A 17026-nucleotide genomic window follows, 5' to 3' on the forward strand; every position below is an offset into this window, starting at 1 on the left:
CAGGTGCCGCTCCCACGCTTCCTCCGCTCCGCGTCGCTGCGCACCCGCGTGGCACTGGCGTCGGCCGCCGCCGCGGCGGCCGTGGTCGCGGTGTTCACCGTGCTGACGTCGGTGGTGCTGGCGAACAACGATGCGGCACAGCTGGATCGACGGCTGGACTCGATCGTCGACGCCAGCATGTATCCCGAGCAGCTCAGCGACCCCAGCCGCGGCGTCCTGACCACCGGACGGTCGCGCTCGTCGGGACAGGTGGTGTTCCAGCGCGGGTTCCAGCTCCCGCAGCTGGTGCCGGGCACCGAGACCGTCGAGGTCAACGGCATCGAGTACCGGGTGCGCACGATTCCGATGGATCAGCGGGGCGGCGTGCTGATGTCGGTGGGCATCCGCGCCGACAGCATCCTGCTGAGCCCGGCCAGGATCCCGCTGTACACCGCGGTCGGCGTGGGCACGGTGCTGATCGCCGGCGGCTTGGGCTGGCTGCTCGCGGGCCCGGCGATCCGGCCGCTGCGGCGGCTGACCGTGCAGACGATGCGGCTGGGCAAGGGCACCGACAAGATCGAGGCCGTCACGGGAGTCCGTGAGGCCGAAGAACTCTCGGATGCGATGGTCGGCATGCTCAGCCGGTTGACCGCAGCGCAGCAGGCGACCACCAACAGCCTGCAGGCGGCACAGGACTTCGCCGCGAACGCCGCCCACGAGCTGCGGACGCCGCTGACCGCGATGCGCGCCGACCTCGACACGCTGCGCATCCACGACCTTCCCGCCGACGAGCGCGAGGAGGTCGTCGCCGACCTGTCGCGGGCGCAGCGGCGCGTCGAGGCGATCATCACTGCACTGGGACAGCTCGCGTCCGGGCAGCTGGCACAGGCCGAGGACCGCGAGGCGATCGACGTCACCGACATGCTCGACCGCGTCGCACGGGAGAACACCTACGCGGTGGGCGTCGAGATCGCAGTCGAGACCGACGACGACGTCGGCACCGTCTGGGGGTGGCCCGGTGGACTGCGGCTCGCGGTGGACAACCTGGTGCGCAACGCCATAGCGCACGGGGAGGCGACACAGATCGTGCTCGCCGCGCACCGGCGGGACCGATCCATGGTGATCGTGGTCGACGACAACGGCAAGGGACTGCCCGCCGAGGAGCACGGTGCCGTCATGGGCCGCTTCGCCCGAGGCAGCACCGCCGCGCCCGGTGGGTCCGGACTCGGTCTGGCACTGGTGGCGCAGCAGGCCGCGCTGCACGGCGGCACCATCGAACTCTCCGACGGACCGCTCGGTGGGCTACGGGCAACGCTGACCGTGTCGACCGGTCAGGACGGCGACGAGATCACAGACCGGGTCGAACTCCTCGGCGCCGAGCCAGGATCGCTGCGCCGCCGCGCCAGCCGAGTAACAGGATTGCGGTCACGAGGGAAGCGACCACCACGAAGCTGACGGCGGTGCCCTGGGACGTCGCCTTGCGCAGCGCCATGCCGACGACCACGGTGGCCACCCACACCGCGACGCCGGTGGGCATCAGCGCGCTCGGCCGGCGCCAACCGCGAATCACCAACCAGCCCAGCGCCGTTCCCGACAGGAAGGGCCATGCGGTCTCGAACACGCCCGTGAGAGTGAGGCCCTCTTCGTGACTGCGCCTGCCCACGGCGGCGAACGCCAGCACGCACGCGGCGTCGGCGATCAGGGCCAGCGCAGCGGCGCGGCGGTCCCGCTCAGCCGACGTCATAGGTCATCACGTCGAGGACGAGCGGGCTGACGTTGGTGTCCTCGCGGGCGGTGATCCCGGGTTGCATGGCGGCGGGCCTTCCGTCGAGTATCGGGCCGAGGGCGTCCATCGTAGCCAGGCGCCCGGTGGTCTCGAACGACCCGAACACGAACGGCAATCCCTCGGCCATCAGCGGGTCGGGGCCGTCCATCAGGTGGAAGTGCAGGTGCGGGGCGTCGGTGTTGCCACTGTTGCCGAGGTTCCCGAGCACCTGTCCCGCGGTGAGGCGGTCGCCCGGCTTCACCGCCACCGTCCCGGTCTTCAGGTGTGCGTAGAACGCATAGTTCCCGTCCCCGATGTCCTGTACCACGTGATTGCCCCCGTACTCCTCCAGCTTCAGGCCCTCGGGGTTGCGGCCTGGGACCTGTTCGGGCAGGCCGTCGAGCACCGACACGACGGGTCCGTCGGCCACCGCGTGGATCTCGTCGCCGAAGTAGGGATACGACTCGGTCCTGGTCTGGTCGCCGCGGAACACCGTGCCGTCCGGTGCGAGCCGCACGTAGTCGATGGCGAATCGCTCTGCAGCGTAGAGGCTTCCGTTGAGCGGGTTGAGGGCCATCCGGTGCGCGGTCATGTCGCAGCAGCCGTTGCCGTCCAGCCAGCCGGGTCCATCGAGCGGCGGCGCGATCGTGGCCGGCTCGCGGGTCGAGACCGTCACGGGCGCGACGTCCTCGGTCATCGTGGCGGGTAGCAGGGGAGGCATCGGCTTGGTGAGGCCGACGACCAGGGTGTGCGAGAGCTGCTGCGGCACAGCGGGAGTGGCACCCTCGGCGCCGTCGATGACGACGTCGAGCCAGACCGTGGCGGCCTGTGCCGGACCGAGACGCGTGGTCGGCGTGTCACCCGACCCGAGGATCCTCGTCCAGTAGGCCAGCCCGGCGCCAGACAGCTCGAGCAGGGTGCGATCGCCGGCCGTGACGGCCACCGACCGGAGGTCGACGTCCTGACCCATCGCGTTGGTGAGCGACAGCTCGTAGGCGAGGTGCACCTTGCCGTCGGTCATGGGCACCGGGACCGGCGGCGACGCCACGCGCGCCAGCACCGGGGTGGCCGCGACGGGTCCCGCCTCGGCCGGGGCCGAGGTCGACGTGGCGGCGGATTCGTCGGTCTGCGAGCGTGTTTCGCTCGACCCGGAACAGGCCGTCAGCACTGCCAGCGCGGCGAGGACGGCGACGATGCGGGGCACCGGTGCGCTCATCCATCGATCCTAGGGCTCGGGATCGCGCCGCGACTCGGGTTCGTGAACCACCTCCGGATCGGGGCTGAACGGCGGTTCCCCGTCGGCGGGTTCGGCGTCGATGCCACCCGCGAGGGCGGCGTCGGGGTCGATGTCCTTCTCGGTGCGGAACATGAAGAAGAACACCACCCAGCCGATCGCCGAGATGAAGATCCAGCTGACCATCCGGTAGATCAGCATCGCCGAGATGGCCGAGGCCAGCGTCATCCCACTCGTCACCAGACCGGGCACCAGCACGGCCTCGACGACCAGCAGGCCACCCGGCATCAGCGGGATCGACCCGACCGCGCGCGCCGCGGCGTAGGCCACCGTCAGGCCGGCCAGCGACGGGTGCCCGCCCGCGGCGTAGGCGGCGAACGCGAGACACGCCACGTCGGCGATCCAGTTGAACAGCGACCAGCCGAACGCCGTCCCCAGCGCCCGGCGGCCGAGACTCACCGACTCGAGCTGCTCGAGGGTCTCGCGCCACTTGGCCAACCCGGTGTCGGCGGGCTTGCCGCGGATCGAGTTGACCCACGTGAGCACCCGGACGCCGATGCCGTCGATCTGCTGGGGGTTGGACGCCACCGACTGCGCGAGCAGCAGCAGCGCGACGAACCCGCCGAGCGTGAAGATCAGCGACAGCGGGTTCTTGCTGGCGCCGAGCAGGAAGGCGCCGCCGAGGCCGAGCAGCGCCAGGCCGACGGCCTGCAGCACGCCGGACATCACCAGCTGCCAGGATGCGACCACCGGCGTCGCACCCCAGATGCGCTGCTGGCGGTAGATGAACGTCGCGGACAGCACCGGGCCGCCGGGCATGGTGGTCGACAGCGCATTGCCCGCGTAGAAGGCGGCCTCGGAGCGCCACTGGCGGACGGTCACGCCCGCCGACCGCAGCAGCGTGCGCTGGATCTGCGCGAAGCTGTGCATCGAGAGCATCGACGCGACCACGCAGGCGATCACCCACCGCGGGTCGGCCGTCCGCAGGCTCTTCCACGCCTTGGCCAACTGGTCCCAGACCAGCACCACCTCGACGGTGAGCACGATGACCGCGAGCGCGATCAGCGCCCACCTCACCCACCAATACTTGCCGCGTGGGCGGCCCTCGGGACGAGCGTCGCCGGCCGGCTCCTCTAGCGACACGCCTAACAGGGTAACGGCGGACGTGTCCAGGCAAAGCGTCCCTCGTCGTGCCGTGTCGACTCGTTACGCTTCCGCCATGTCTCGAGGGATGCCGCTGGACGCCGCGGCCGATGCGTCGGTCAGTCCGCTGGTCCGCAAGGCGGCGGCCTGGTCGTGGCGGCTGATCGTCATCCTCGGTGCCCTCGTCGCGCTGCTGTGGGTGGTCGGCCACCTCGAGGTGATCGTGGTCCCGGTGCTGCTCGCGACGATGGTGGCGGCGATGCTGCTCCCCGTCGTCGACCACCTCGACGGCCGCGGGCTGAACCGTGGCGCGGCCGTCGCCCTGGTGATGCTCGGCAGCCTGGTGGTGGTCGGCGGGCTGCTCACGTTCGTCGTCAGCCAGTTCGTCGAGGGTGCGCCTGCGCTCATCGAGCAGGTCACGCGCAGCATCGCCGGTGCACGGGAGACGCTGTCGACGGGCATGCTGTCGCACTTCAGCAACGACCAGGTGAAGAGCGCGACCGACGCGGCGATCGAGGCGCTGAAGAACAACCAGGCCAAGCTCACCAGCGGCGCGTTCTCCACGGCGGGCACCATCGCCGAGATCGTCACCGGCGCGCTGCTGATGTTCTTCACGGTGATCTTCCTGCTGCACGGCGGGCGGAACATCTTCGCGTTCGTGAGCCTCGTCTTCCCCGTGACGGTCCGCGACCGGGTGCGTGACGCCGGGCGAGCCGGTTTCCATTCGCTGATCGGCTACGTGCGCGCCACGTTCCTGGTGGCGCTGGTCGACGCCATCGGCATCGGCACCGGGCTGGCGATCATGGGGATCCCCCTGGCGCTGCCGCTGGCGTCACTGGTGTTCATGGGTGCGTTCATCCCGCTGGTCGGTGCGGTGCTGACCGGTGGGATCGCGGTCATCGTCGCGCTGATCGCCAAGGGGTGGGTCTACGCCGCGATCACCTTCGGGCTGATCATCGCGGTGCAGCAGCTGGAGGCGCACGTGCTGCAGCCGCTGGTGATGGGCCGCGCCGTGTCCATCCACCCGCTCGCGGTGGTGCTCGCCATCGCGACCGGCGGCGTGCTGGCCGGGATCGTCGGGGCGCTGTTGGCCGTCCCGATCGTCGCGGTGCTCAACAGCGCGGTGCGGGTGCTGATCGCCGAGGACCACGGCGCCACGGCCGAAGGGGTCGCGGCCGCGGTAGGCGGACCGATCAAGGGGCCGGCCGCCCAACCGGACGAGCCGGAGCCGGACACGGGTCCCGAGCCTCGCTAGCCCTCGGCCCCGGACGCACCGAGCCAGTCCACCAGGGCGTGCAGCGGCATGGGTTTCGCGAGGAAGTAACCCTGAGCCAGGTCGACGCCGAGCGCCCGGACCCGTTCCCACATCGCCTCGTCGGACACGCCCTCCATCACCACCTGGGCGTCGAGGGCCCGGGCGAGCTGGACGGCGGCCCGCAGGATGTTGGCGCCCCGGCCGTCCACCGCGGTCGCGGCCCGCTCGAGCAGCGACCTGTCGATCTTGATGATGTCGGGTTGCAGCCGGTCGAGCGCCTCGAGGTTCGAGTAGCCGGTGCCGAAGTCGTCGATGCTGATCGTGGCACCGAGGCGACGAAGGACCGTCACGGTGTCCACTGCCCGCCCACCAGGGGCCAACAGCACGGACTCGGTGACCTCTGCGATCACCCGTTCGAAGCCGCCCGGAGGGTGCCATGCCACCAGCCAGTCGATGATGTCGCGCTCCTCGAGTTCGGCACCCGAGAGGTTGACCGCCACCCGCGGCCCGGCGTCGCCGAAGCGGCGGTGCAGCTCGGCGATGTCGGTGTCGAGGAGCCCCAGGACGATGCGGCCGATCCCGCGCAACTGGCCGGTCTCCGCGGCGTGGCCGAGGAAGGTCTCGGCGGTGCGGATCTCTCCGTGTCGCCGCCACCGGACCAGCGCCTCCACGTGGGCGACCTTGCCGGTCGCGACGTCCAGCACCGGCTGATAGTGCAGTTCGAACTCCCTGTTGCGAACGGCACCCGCCAGTTCCCGGCGTATCTCCGCGCGCTCGTCGGCGCGCCGGTTCATGTCGCCGGCGAAGTAGACGTGACGGTCGCGGCCCTGGTGCTTGGCGGCGTACATCGCGGTGTCGGCGTTGTGCAGCAGCTCGTCTGCGGTCACGCCATCGTGCGGATGCAACGCGATGCCCACCGATGCCGAAACGTAGGCGAGCGTGCCGTCGATGTCGATCGGTTCGCGTACCGCAGTAAGGATGCGGTGGACGAGGGTCTCGATCCCGTCGAGGTCTTGGACCCGAGTGATCAGCATGGCGAACTCGTCGCCGCCGAGGCGACCGATCACGTCGTAGCGCCGCGCTGCGCGCCGAAGTCGGGACGCGATCGTGGCCAGCAGGATGTCACCAGAGCGGTGCCCGAAACGGTCGTTGATCTCCTTGAACCCGTCGAGGTCGATCCACAACACGGCGAACTCCGCTGAGCCGGTGCGTACCTGGTCGTCGGTGCGGGACCGGAAGTACGTCCTCGTGAGCAATCCGGTCTGCTGGTCGAACTGCTCGTGGGCTGCCAGATCCGCCGAGATTTCCCGCATCTGGGTGACGTCGTGGATCAAGGCGACCCGTCCGGGTACGTCGTGGGCGCCATCGGCGGTCGCGAGTGCGACCGGCAGCAGCTCGATGGTGACGGCGCGGTAGGTGCCGTCCGGGCCGAGGATACGGCGGGTGTCTCGGCCGTGAGGCGCGCCGGGCCCCGGCGTCGGAGTGGGCTCGGGTTCCATCAGGACGCCCAGGGGCGTTCCGATCAGCGTCTCGGCCTTGTGTCCGGCGATGGCGGCGACGAGTTCGCTGACCTGAAGAATCCGGTCGTCGGCGTCGAGGATCAGCATGCCCACGGTGCGGGTGGTCAGCAGCGCATCGAGCACCGCGCCACGTTCTGTCGCGGCTTCCTGTAGGTGGTGTCGGTCGGTGACGTCGAGTGCGCTACCCGTGATCAATTCCGAATCAGGTGCAGCGGAGGCTGACTCGTCGATCCAGCGCACCGATCCGTCGGGTCGGACGATGCGGTACTCCAACTGCCACCGGCGGTCTGAGTTGGCCATCACCGAGGCCACCCGGGCACGGTCGGCCGGATGTATGGCGGCGGTGAGGAGCGTCGGATCGTCGAGCACCTTCTGCCGGTCGAGCCCGTAGACGTCGGCGATGCGGCCGTTGAGAAAGGTGAAGCCGTCCGATCCGTCCCGCTGCCAGACGAGCTCGCGGACGGATCCCGCGACGGTCTCCAGGGTGGTGAGCGCCCGCTGCCGCTCCCGGCGGGCCTCGGCGACGTCGCCGACGTCGATGACGATGACCAGTGCGCCGAGCACCTCGCCGTGCGAACCCGTGTAGGGCTGCAACTGAAGCAGGAGGTCGCGGGTGGCGTCGCTGAGTTCGAACAGCTGGGGGGTGCGCGTGAGGATCGTCTGATGGAGGTCGGCGGCCAGCGCTGGGACCGCGATCGTCGTGGGCACGGCAGGCAGGGGGCGGCCGACGTCCTCCGGGATCAGCGAGAAGAGCCGCACCGCGATCGGCGTGTAGCGCAGCACCCGCAGGTCGCGATCGACGATGATGAGCCCGCTGGTCAGCGACGCCTGGATGTTCTCCAGATCCGAGTTGGCCACCGTCAACTCGGCGCTTCGGGCCTGGAGTTCCTGATTCAGGGTGACGAGTTCCTCGTTGGCGGCCTCGAGTTCCTCGTTCGAGGCCTGCGCCTCCTCGGTGGACGCCTGCAGTTCCTCGGTGGACGCCTGCAGTTCCTCGTTGAGGGCCTGCAGTTCTTCGTTCGAGCCACTCAGGTCCTGGATCGTGGCCTGCAACGCGTCCTGCGCCGACTCCAGGGCCTTCGTCATCTGCGGGTCGGCGACGGACACGACGGCGGCCACCTCGGAGCCGGTCGTCGACGCCAGGGGGACGTCGAAGCTCACCACGGTGCTGATCCCGTCGGCCGCCACCCGTGCGGCGCGGAGCGTGACCGGACCGTCGGGTCCTGCCACCGTCCGTTCCATCACCTCGGCGCTGCCGTGCCGCAGTTGGCTGAGCAGGATTCGCACCGCCAGACGGTAGGGCTCTCGAACCAGTTCGGCGGCGTACCCGAAATGGCGGCCCTCGCCGACCGCGCACCATGGCGAGACGTCGCCGACCACCTCGAGCAGACGGTCGTCGCCGTCGAGTACCAGGGACGGCGCGGCGAGGACGCGGAGAAGACGCCGGTACAGCGCGGCGTCGTGGTCATGGCGCTGCACGGCAGCGGATTTGGCCACGGCCGCGGTCATCGGGGCGAACCGGCCCGCCGGCGCCCGCACGGGGCCGTCGACGCTGCGCCGCCGGTAGATGCGGTGCTCGGCCGCCACCACGGCGAATCGCAGGCCGAGGCGCGGCACGTTCTCCGACTTCCCCAGGATCAGGAGGCCGTCCGGCAACAGCGCGAACCTGAACAGTTCGAGCACCCGCTCCTGCAGGTGGGGCTGAAAGTAGATCATGGTGTTGCGCAACGAGATCAGGTGCAGGCGGGGGAACGGCGGGTCGAAGGCCACGTTGTGTCGGGCGAACACCACACACTCCCGCAGGTCGGGGGCCACCTCCCAGTCCTGCCCCACCCGCGTCAGCCAGCGCTCGCGCAGCATCGCCGGGATGGCCGCGGTCGATCCGTCGGAGTAGCGGCCACGGCGCGCCGCGGAGAGTGCGGATTCGTTGAGATCGGTCGCGAAGATCTTCAGGCGGTCGGACAGCGCGTGGGTGTCCCGGCCCAGTGCCTCGGCGGCCAGCATGGTCAGGGTGTAGACCTCCTCGCCGCTGGCGCAGCCGGGCACCCACATCCGCAGCTGCATGGTCGGGTCGAGGGTGCCGACGACGTCGCGTAGCTGCACGGCGACCTCGTCCCATACGGCGCTGTCCCGGAAGAACGCCGTGACGCCGACGAGGAGGCCGTGGGTGAGGGCGGTTGCCTCACCGGGGCTGGTGGCCAGGACGCTCGCATACTCCGCCGGTGTTCGGTCGGTGACGCGCAGTCGGCGTTCGATTTGACGGCGCAGGGTCGTCCGCTTGTAGCCCGAGTAGTCGACGCCCGTCGCCGATCGCAGCGCGGCGACGGTCGCCTCGACGGCCTCGTCGTCGAGCCCCATGTCGTCGTCGACGTCGGCCGGCTCGAACTCCGGTACGTCTACCGCGCCGGAGAGGATGCGGACGAGTGCGGCCGGGATTTCCTGCGGCGGAAGCCGGAGGTCTGCCGCACCCGTGGCGTCGGCCGCGTCGGGCATGGACTCGAATGCGGCCGACGAGTGGTCCTGGGCGATGACCACTCCGCCCGCCATGCCGATGGCGGCCACCCCTGCGGCACCGTCGTGCCCGGTCCCGGACAGCACGATGCCGACGGACGCCTCGCCGAAGGACGTCGCGGCGGAGGCGAACAGCCGGTCGATGCTCGGCCACGGCCGGCGTTCGCCGTCGGCCGACATCAGGCCCACGGTGCGATCGTTCACCACGATGTCGGCGCCGGGCGGAGCGACGAACACGACTTCGGGTTCGAGGAGGGAGCCGTCGCGCGCTTCGACGACCCGCATCGGGGTGATCCGCTGTAACAGATCGACCAGCATGCTCCGGTCCGTGGGTCCCACGTGCTGTGCGATGACGAAGCACCAGCCGGTTCGGTCCGGAACGGCGCCCAGTAGCGCCGTGAGGGGGTTCAAGCCGCCGGCCGACGATCCCACCACGATCGTCCGCGGCGGTACCCGTTCGGACTTACCGATCATCCCGCATCAGACCCCCCGACGCCCATGGCCGACGAGCGTGTCCGGGCGGACGTCGGGCAACGTCGAGCCTACGTCAGCGGGCGTTGCCGCGAGGGCTACATGCGCCCTTCGCGACGCAGCAGATCTGCGGCACTCACGCCACCGCCACGCCGCTTGCGCTCCTCCTCGAGCGCCGCGTCGCGGAGGTCGATCTTCTCGGTCGAATCGGCGTCCTGCTTGCGCGGCGTGGGGATGGCGGTGGTCGGCTCGTCGCGGCCGGAGGACGCCGATGTGCCTGAGCCGGCCTCCTCCTCGGCCGGCGCGGACCGCTGTCCGGGCATCGCGCGGGTCGGCTCCGCGGAGGGCTGCGCGGGAGTCGGACCCGCCGCCGGACCGCTGGGCGCCGCACCCCGCAGCTCGCCGAGCCAGGACTCGATCTCGCGGTTCGCCGCACGCGCCGGTTCCGGCGTGCGAGCGGGCGTCGGCTCGGGGGCACGGGGTGCGCCACCGCGCGGGGGAGCTGTACGGCCGGGGTCGACGCGCGGCGTCCGCTGCGTGGCGGCCGTCGCGTTCGCCGACGGCACCGGCTCGGTGGGTGCGGAGAAGCGCGTCGTCGGCGCTTCGCCGGAACCCGCACCCGCAGGCGTCGGGATCCGCGTCGTCGCCGACGCGGACGGCTGGCTGACCCGGGCCGGGACGGCCTGCGGCTGTGCGCGACCACCGGACGGCCCGGTCGGCAGACCCGGTCGAGGTGCCACGGGCAGGCCACCCTCGGGATGCCCGGGATCGTGCGGCGGGCGCGGCCGGATCGGGGCGCCGGCGCCGACCAGTGCGGCCGGGTCGTTCTCCTGCTCGCGGACCACGGGCCGCCGCAGTTCGTCGGGCAGCTCCGTCTCGCCGAGGCCCAGGCGCTCCTGCAGACGCTTCATCCAGCGCGGCGCCCACCAGCAGTCGTCGCCGAGCATCTTCATGATCGCGGGCACCAGGAACATGCGGACGACCGTCGCGTCGAGCAGCAGCGCGAGCAGCAGGCCGAACGCCAGGTACTTCATCATGACCAGGTCGGAGAACACGAACGCGCCCGCGACCACCGCCAGCACCAGCGCGGCGCCGGTGATCAGTCGACCCGTGGTCGCGGTGCCGATGCGGATGGCCTCCGCGGTGGACATGCCGCGCGCTCGCGCCTCCACCATGCGGGAGACCAGGAACACCTCGTAGTCGGTCGACAACCCCCAGATCACCGCGATGATCAGACCGATCATCGGCGCCATCAGGGGCTGCGGCGTGTAGTTCATCAGGCCCGACCCGTGGCCGTCGACGAACATCCACGTGAGGACGCCCATCGTCGATCCGAGGGTCAGCGCGCTCATCAGCGCCGCCTTGATGGGCAGGACCACCGACCCGAAGGCCAGGAACATCAGGATGGTCGTGGTGGTGATGAGCAGCAGACCCATCAGCGGCAGCTTGTCGAACAGGCTGTGGATCGAGTCCTGTTCCAGCGCGGGCGTACCGCCCACCGACACCGTGATGCCGCGGGGAGCGGCCAGCGCGCGCAGCTCCTCGATCTTCTCGGGGGCGTCGGCGCGGTTCACCAGGCCGTTCTGGATGACGCGGGTGTCGGGATTCTTCGACGCGCCGTCGAGGTAGGAGCGTTCCTGCCACATCTTCGACGGGTCGTCGTCGGGTTCGATGAAGCCCGGGATGGCCGTCGCCTTGGCGCGGACCTCGGCGATCTGCTGGTCGGTGACCGGCTCGCCGTTCTGGCTCTCGAGCACCATCGTCAGCGGTTCGGTGCGGAAGCCCGGGAAGGTCCGGTCGAACGCCTCCTGCGCCTGGCGGACGGAGTTGTCCGGCGGCAGGTACTTCTCGCTGATGCCGGCGAGTGCCAGCTGACCCAGCGGGATGATGAGGATGATCATGAAGATCACGATCGGCGCCGCGAAGGCGATGGGCCGCTTCATGACGCGGTTGACGAGCTTGCCCCAGAAGCCCTTCTCGACCTCGGCGCGCGTCTTGTTCTTCTGCGTCTTCTCCGCCAGCCAGTGCAGCCACCACACGATGGGCTTGCGGGCCAGCGGCACGTAGCGGGCCAGTGCCAGGCCGAACGTCACGACCACCAGGAAGATGACGATGCCGAGCAGCATCCAGTAGACGGCGCTGCCGATGACGTCGGCGTCCTTCATCGCCATGATGCCGTAGGCCATCGCGCCGTACAGCGCGGTGTAGCCGAGCACCTGGCCGATGAGCGCCAGGTTCGCGCCCTGCTCGCCGCTCTGCTTGATGCGCTTGCGCGCGATGTGTCCGAGCGCGATGCCCACGGGCGGCAGCAGCACGCCGAGCGGGATCGAGGCGATCGCGAAGACGTTGGTCTTCTTGTTGTCCGGGTCTGCCACGACGGGGTCGGGGAGCGCGAACTTCACCAGGGTCTTGACGCCCAGCGCGTCGACGCGCGGGCCGAGGATCGCCAGCGCGGCTGCCAGCACCGTGATCGACAGGATCGCCGCGATCATGACCGACGCGATGATCGCGTAGGTGATCGACTTCAGGAAGCCCTGCGGGAACAGCAGCAGCGGCACCGAGGATGCGACCAGGATGACCGCGGAGAACATGACCGTCCGGCCGGACGTCATCACGGTGCGGCGTACGGCCGCCTCGGTGTCGTAGCCCTCGGCCAGTTCCTCCCGGAATCGGCTGACCATGAAGAGCCCGTAGTCGACGGCGATGCCGAGCCCCATCAGCGTCACCACCGGCTGGGCGAAGAAGTGGACGGGGATGAACTCCGCCGCGAGGCGCATGACGCCCAGGGCGCCCGCGATGGTCAGACCGCCGATGACGCCGGGCAGTGCCGCGGCGATGACGCCGCCGAACACGAAGAACAGCACGACGCAGACCAGCGGGATCGCGGCCACCTCGGCGCGCTTCTGGTCCTCGCCGATCGTGCCGGTCAGCTCGCTGGCCAGCGGCTGCAGACCGGCCTGCTGGACCTCGATGCCGGGGATGTTCAGCGCTTCCTTGACGGTCGTGCCGTCACTACCCACGTTCTTGTTGTAGTTGTTCAGGATCGCGTCGTCGTTGTCGCCCTTGAGCTGCACCGACATGAAGGCGTGCTGCTTGTCGGCGTCGGCCATGGTCTTCAGGACCTCGGGGGCCTTGAAGTAGCCGATCGTCCGGAGGATCTGGTCGGGGTGCGTGCGTTCGACCTCGGCCAGGTTGTCCAGGACCTTCTGCTTGAAGGTCGGATCGTCGACGGTCTTGCCGTCGGGTGCGGTGTACAGCGCGACGATGTGGCCGGACGTGTCACGTCCGTACGCCGCGTCGGCCGCCAACGAGGCGTGCACCGACTGGCTGCCCTCGTCGTAGAAACCACTCTGAGTAACGTGCGCGCCGAGACTCATCCCGTACACGCCGCCACCTAGGCACAGTGCGACCATGATTCCGATGACTGCGTATCGGAATCGGTACACCGTTCGACCCCACCAGGCGAACACGTCAACTCCTTTGGATCTGCGTCAAGTCGTTTCGGCCTGAGCTGCTTGTAATTGTCAGGCGCGCGAGGCGAGTAACGCGGACAACGGCCGGAACGGCTGAAGCCACGCCCCATGCTCGGGCAGCGAATCAAGGCCGATTCGCGGTAGCGATTCTCTGAAGACGCCGGGAATGTCCTCGAGGTCGACGAACTCCAAGGTATCCGACGCTAACGCCCAACTGGCATGTTCACGAAATCCCAGGACGTGTACGCCGATGCCCTCGCGAGCGATGTCCTCGAGTGGGAGCCGGAACGCCTGGCCGTCCGCGGAGGCGACGTAGACGCTGGCCAGGCCCTCGCTGTGACGCAATGCGATGTGTGCGAGCATGTCGGAGTCGACGTCGCTGTCGTCGTCGATCTTGGGCTTCGCGAACACCGCGAATCCGACGTTGCGGAGCGCCTCGACCCACGGCCGGACGACGTCGGCGCTGCCCGGCGCGATGTTCGTGAACACCGTGGCCTCGGGCTCGAGCGCGGCCGGGCGGCCCTCCTCGGCCCGGGCGGCGGACAGGTCCGCGGTCTGGGACAGCAGCCAGCGGCCCAGCGCGTCGAACCGCGGCCGGTGCGCGGCGGTGGGCCTGCCGCCCAGGATGGAACCGAGGCCCATGTCGAGGTTGGGTGCGTCCCACACCAGCAGCACGCGCTGCGGCGCCGCCGGTGCGGCGTCCGGATCCTCGACGAGCGGGACGTCCTCGGTCAGGCTCATGTGCGCTCCCACAGCAGCTCGGTGATGGCACTACCCATGCGCAGGCCGCGGGCCTCGTACTTCGTCTCCGGCCTGCGGACCGACATCGGCAGGTCGGTGCGGTCCGGGTCGACGCGGCGGAGCAGCGGCTCGCCGTCGCCGACCTCCGCGATCTGCTCGGCGTACTCGGCGTGGTCGGTAGCGGCGTGCAGCAGACCGCCCGGGCGGAGGCGGTCGGCCATCAGGGCGACGGTGGCCGGCTGCAGGAGCCTGCGCTTGTGGTGGCGCGCCTTCGGCCAGGGATCCGGGAAGAAGACGCGGATGCCGGTCAGCGATCCGGGGGTCAGCAGGTACTCGAGCACGTCGACGCCGTCCCCGCGGACGAACCGGACGTTGGTGAGCCCGTCGCGGTCCACGGCGCCGAGCAGCTGGGCCAGTCCCTTGCGGTAGACCTCGACGGCGATGACGTCGATGTCGGGCTCGTCGACGGCCATCGCGTGGGTCGAGATGCCGGCACCGCAGCCGATCTCCAGCACCAGCGGTCCGCTGCGGCCGAACCAGGCCCGGGCGTCGAGCGGTGCGGCGGGGGTGCCATCGTCGTTGCGGGCCGCCGCGCCGAGTTCCGGCCACCGGCGGGTCCAGGTCTCCTGCTGCCGGTCGGACAGGCTGGAGCGGCGCGATCGGAAGCTGGTGATGCGGGGATACGGGTGCGCGAGTGCCGGAGCCGAGGCGTCGACGTCCTGAGCGGCGTCCTCGCGCTGGGCATGCATTTGTCCATCGTCTCTCGTGACGGGCGCCGAACTCGCATCGTGGTGCGGATTGATACCCAATGGTTGCCTTCCGCGGGGCGGCGAAATCGCCGCTCGGGAGGGGTGCCCGAGGGTGCGACGATGGCCTTCGGGGGGATTCCATCGTGACACAGACCTTCATCGACCACCTCGCGCGGTTCGCCGCGACGCGCGGGCATCCGGGCTTGACGCCGGTCATCCACCGTCTACGCCGGCCGGTCGGGGTTGCCGTGGTGGGGCGTGACGGCGTGGGGAGGCGTACCGCGGCGACCGCGCTGCGGCGGGCCGGCGTCGAGGTGGTGTCGCGCGACGCCGGGGAGGTCGGCGCCGTCGTCATCGCCGAGGACGCCAAGCGGGAGGACGTCGATCTCGCCCGCGCGCTCGGACGGCCGGTGGTGCTGCTGCTGACCAAGGCCGATCTGGCCGGAACGGGTCCCGGCGGGCCCCTCGCCGTCGCACGGCGCCGCGCCGCGGCCATCACCGCCCGCTCGGGTCTGCCGACCGTCCCGATGGTCGGGCTGCTCGCGGCGCTGGGTCCGAGCGGTCTGGACGACGCCGTCATCGGCGCGCTGCGCGCCCTCGCCGCCGATCCTCCGAACATGACCGACGTGGACGCCCTCGTCGACGACCCCCATCCCGTCGGCCGCGAGGTCCGCAGCCGGCTGCTCGGCCTGCTGGACCGGTTCGGCCTCGCGCACGCAATCCTCGCGCTGGAGCGCGGGGTGGCACCCGACGCGCTGACCGCCCACCTCGCCGGCCTGAGCAACGTCGCGGAGGCGCTGGCGGCGCTCGACGCGGCCGCGGCACGGGTGCGCTACCGGCGGGTGGTCGACGCCGTGGCCGAACTGCGTTGTCTCGCAGACGGTCCGGTGGACGAATGGCTGTCGTCCGACGAGGTCGTGCTGGCGGTGATGACGGCCGCCGTCGACGTCGTCGAGGCCGACGGCGGGTCCGTGGACCGCGGGGATACGCCGGCCGCCCACCTCGCCCGGGCGGTCCACTGGCGCCGCTACGGCCGTGGACCGGTGAGCCCGCTGCACCAACGCTGCGGCGCGGACATCAGCAGGGGATCGCTGCGCCTGCTCGGCGGGCGGTCCGGGTGACCACGGTCCTGGTGGTCGGGCCGCCGCTCTCCGGTGCCGACGGTGTCGCCGCCGCGCTGCGCACGGCGCTGCCCGACCACGCGGTGATGACCGACGACGCGCGGGTGGTGCCGGACGTCGTCGTCGCGGTGGTGTCGGCCGTCGCCCCGCTGACCCGCACCGACTGGGAGCAGCTCGAACGGGCGGCGACGCGCACCGAGGTCGTCGTCGGGGTGGTGTCGAAGATCGACGCACACCGCGGCTGGCGCGACGTGCTGGACGCCGACCGGCGGCGGGTCGAGCGGTGGAGCCCGCGCCGTGCGGCGATGCCGTGGGTGGGCGTCGCCGCGGCACCCGACCTCGGCGAGGCGCGGATCGACGCGCTGGTGGACCTGCTGACGCACCCGCCGGCCCGCGGTGTCGGAGTCGCCGACCGTCGGCCGGCCCGCGACGCCCTCGCGCTGAAGAGCGTGCTGGCACGCACGCGGATCGATCTCCTGCGTCTCGTGCGCGACCGGTCTGCGGCGCTGCACGGCGAGCTGCGTGACCGGGCCGCCGCGCTGCCGAGCGGAGGTGCGGCGCCCTTCGAGGCCGACGTGCGCGACCGGGCCGTCGAGTTCCTCGCCGACGTCGACGCCGAGGTGGACCATGCGCTCGCCGGCGCCGCGGCGGAACTCGGCGTCGGAGCCCCCGCCGCCGGCCGGCCCGCGCCGATCGCCCCACCGGCGCCGGCGCGATCGGCGTCGCGCCGGCTCGAGGGCCGCCTGATGGCCGTGCTGGGCATGGGCGTCGCGCTCGGGATCGCCGTGGCGGTGAGCCGACTCCTCGTGGAGCTGCTGCCCGGCTCGCCGCACCTCGGGCCCGCCGCCGGGTTCGCCGTCGGTCTGCCCCTGGTGGTCTGGGTGGTGCGGACCCGCCGCCTGCTGCACGACCGCGCCCTGCTGGACGGGTGGGTGACGGAGGTCGCCGCGGCGCTGCGATGGCATGCCGAGTCGGTGGTGGCCGAACGCGTCCTCGCCGCGGAGGTCGAGTGGGTGCGCCGCCGGTGACCACTCCTTCCTGGCCGTGCCCCAATCGACGTCCAC

At 71.0% G+C, this 17026-nt stretch carries 11 protein-coding genes; 4 read left to right on the top strand and 7 right to left on the bottom strand.

Translation table 11 applies throughout. The annotated features are described in order from the left end of the window. Positions 1-3 precede the first annotated feature (3 nt). Positions 4-1434 carry a sensor histidine kinase gene (locus AC1MEY_RS25045; RefSeq protein WP_480228051.1) on the top strand — a complete coding sequence of 477 codons (1431 nt, stop codon included), beginning with the start codon at positions 4-6 and terminating at the stop codon, positions 1432-1434. Here the strand turns inward: AC1MEY_RS25045 and AC1MEY_RS25050 are convergent. From AC1MEY_RS25050 to AC1MEY_RS25060, 3 genes are read right to left on the bottom strand one after another with little or no spacing between them, the layout of a single operon-like run. Beyond that, positions 1328-1723: a DUF3054 domain-containing protein gene (locus AC1MEY_RS25050; protein ID WP_480228052.1), complete on the bottom strand. Its 396-nt coding sequence runs from the start codon at positions 1721-1723 to the stop codon at positions 1328-1330. The genes AC1MEY_RS25045 and AC1MEY_RS25050 overlap by 107 nt on opposite strands. After that, positions 1710-2960 (bottom strand): M23 family metallopeptidase, encoded by a 1251-nt coding sequence (locus tag AC1MEY_RS25055; protein WP_480228053.1) that lies wholly within the window; start codon positions 2958-2960, stop codon positions 1710-1712. The genes AC1MEY_RS25050 and AC1MEY_RS25055 overlap by 14 nt, the downstream gene beginning before the upstream one ends. A gap of 9 nt (positions 2961-2969) precedes the next feature. Further along, positions 2970-4121: a lysylphosphatidylglycerol synthase transmembrane domain-containing protein gene (locus AC1MEY_RS25060; protein ID WP_480228054.1), complete on the bottom strand. Its 1152-nt coding sequence runs from the start codon at positions 4119-4121 to the stop codon at positions 2970-2972. A 76-nt stretch (positions 4122-4197) separates the two neighbouring features. Here AC1MEY_RS25060 and AC1MEY_RS25065 point away from each other — a divergent pair, with 76 nt between their 5' ends. After that, complete coding sequence (locus tag AC1MEY_RS25065; protein ID WP_480228055.1) at positions 4198-5376, top strand: AI-2E family transporter; 1179 nt, start codon at positions 4198-4200, stop codon at positions 5374-5376. Here AC1MEY_RS25065 and AC1MEY_RS25070 read toward each other — a convergent pair. The 4 genes from AC1MEY_RS25070 to trmB all read right to left on the bottom strand — a co-directional run bounded on the left by AC1MEY_RS25070 (position 5373) and on the right by trmB (position 14841). Next, positions 5373-9881: an EAL domain-containing protein gene (locus tag AC1MEY_RS25070; protein WP_480228056.1), complete on the bottom strand. Its 4509-nt coding sequence runs from the start codon at positions 9879-9881 to the stop codon at positions 5373-5375. The genes AC1MEY_RS25065 and AC1MEY_RS25070 overlap by 4 nt on opposite strands. A 95-nt stretch (positions 9882-9976) precedes the next feature. Next, positions 9977-13348, bottom strand: coding sequence for an MMPL family transporter (locus AC1MEY_RS25075; protein ID WP_480228057.1), 3372 nt, complete (start codon positions 13346-13348; stop codon positions 9977-9979). A 54-nt stretch (positions 13349-13402) separates the two neighbouring features. Then, on the bottom strand, positions 13403-14092 hold the full coding sequence (locus AC1MEY_RS25080) for an NYN domain-containing protein (RefSeq protein WP_480228058.1): 690 nt from the start codon (positions 14090-14092) through the stop codon (positions 13403-13405). Continuing rightward, the gene (gene trmB / locus AC1MEY_RS25085) at positions 14089-14841 is read right to left on the bottom strand and encodes a tRNA (guanosine(46)-N7)-methyltransferase TrmB (RefSeq protein WP_480228059.1); all 753 of its coding nucleotides are present in this window, start codon (positions 14839-14841) and stop codon (positions 14089-14091) included. Before trmB ends, AC1MEY_RS25080 begins: the two co-directional genes overlap by 4 nt. Positions 14842-14984: 143 nt before the next feature. Between trmB and AC1MEY_RS25090 the strand changes: the two genes are divergently transcribed. After that, positions 14985-15962, top strand: coding sequence for a hypothetical protein (locus tag AC1MEY_RS25090; RefSeq protein ID WP_480228060.1), 978 nt, complete (start codon positions 14985-14987; stop codon positions 15960-15962). Next, positions 15959-16990 (top strand): hypothetical protein, encoded by a 1032-nt coding sequence (locus AC1MEY_RS25095; protein ID WP_480228061.1) that lies wholly within the window; start codon positions 15959-15961, stop codon positions 16988-16990. The genes AC1MEY_RS25090 and AC1MEY_RS25095 overlap by 4 nt, the downstream gene beginning before the upstream one ends. Positions 16991-17026 lie beyond the last annotated feature (36 nt).

Source organism: Mycobacterium sp. PTI7 (assembly GCF_056679845.1).

Bases quoted from the DNA above. Each gene is read 5' to 3' on its own strand.
- AC1MEY_RS25050 (WP_480228052.1), bottom strand. From the start codon at position 1,723: ATGACGTCGGCTGAGCGGGACCGCCGCGCCGCTGCGCTGGCCCTGATC.
- AC1MEY_RS25055 (WP_480228053.1), bottom strand. From the start codon at position 2,960: ATGAGCGCACCGGTGCCCCGCATCGTCGCCGTCCTCGCCGCGCTGGCA.
- AC1MEY_RS25065 (WP_480228055.1), top strand. From the start codon at position 4,198: ATGTCTCGAGGGATGCCGCTGGACGCCGCGGCCGATGCGTCGGTCAGT.
- AC1MEY_RS25070 (WP_480228056.1), bottom strand. From the start codon at position 9,881: ATGATCGGTAAGTCCGAACGGGTACCGCCGCGGACGATCGTGGTGGGA.
- AC1MEY_RS25080 (WP_480228058.1), bottom strand. From the start codon at position 14,092: ATGAGCCTGACCGAGGACGTCCCGCTCGTCGAGGATCCGGACGCCGCA.
- trmB (WP_480228059.1), bottom strand. From the start codon at position 14,841: ATGCATGCCCAGCGCGAGGACGCCGCTCAGGACGTCGACGCCTCGGCT.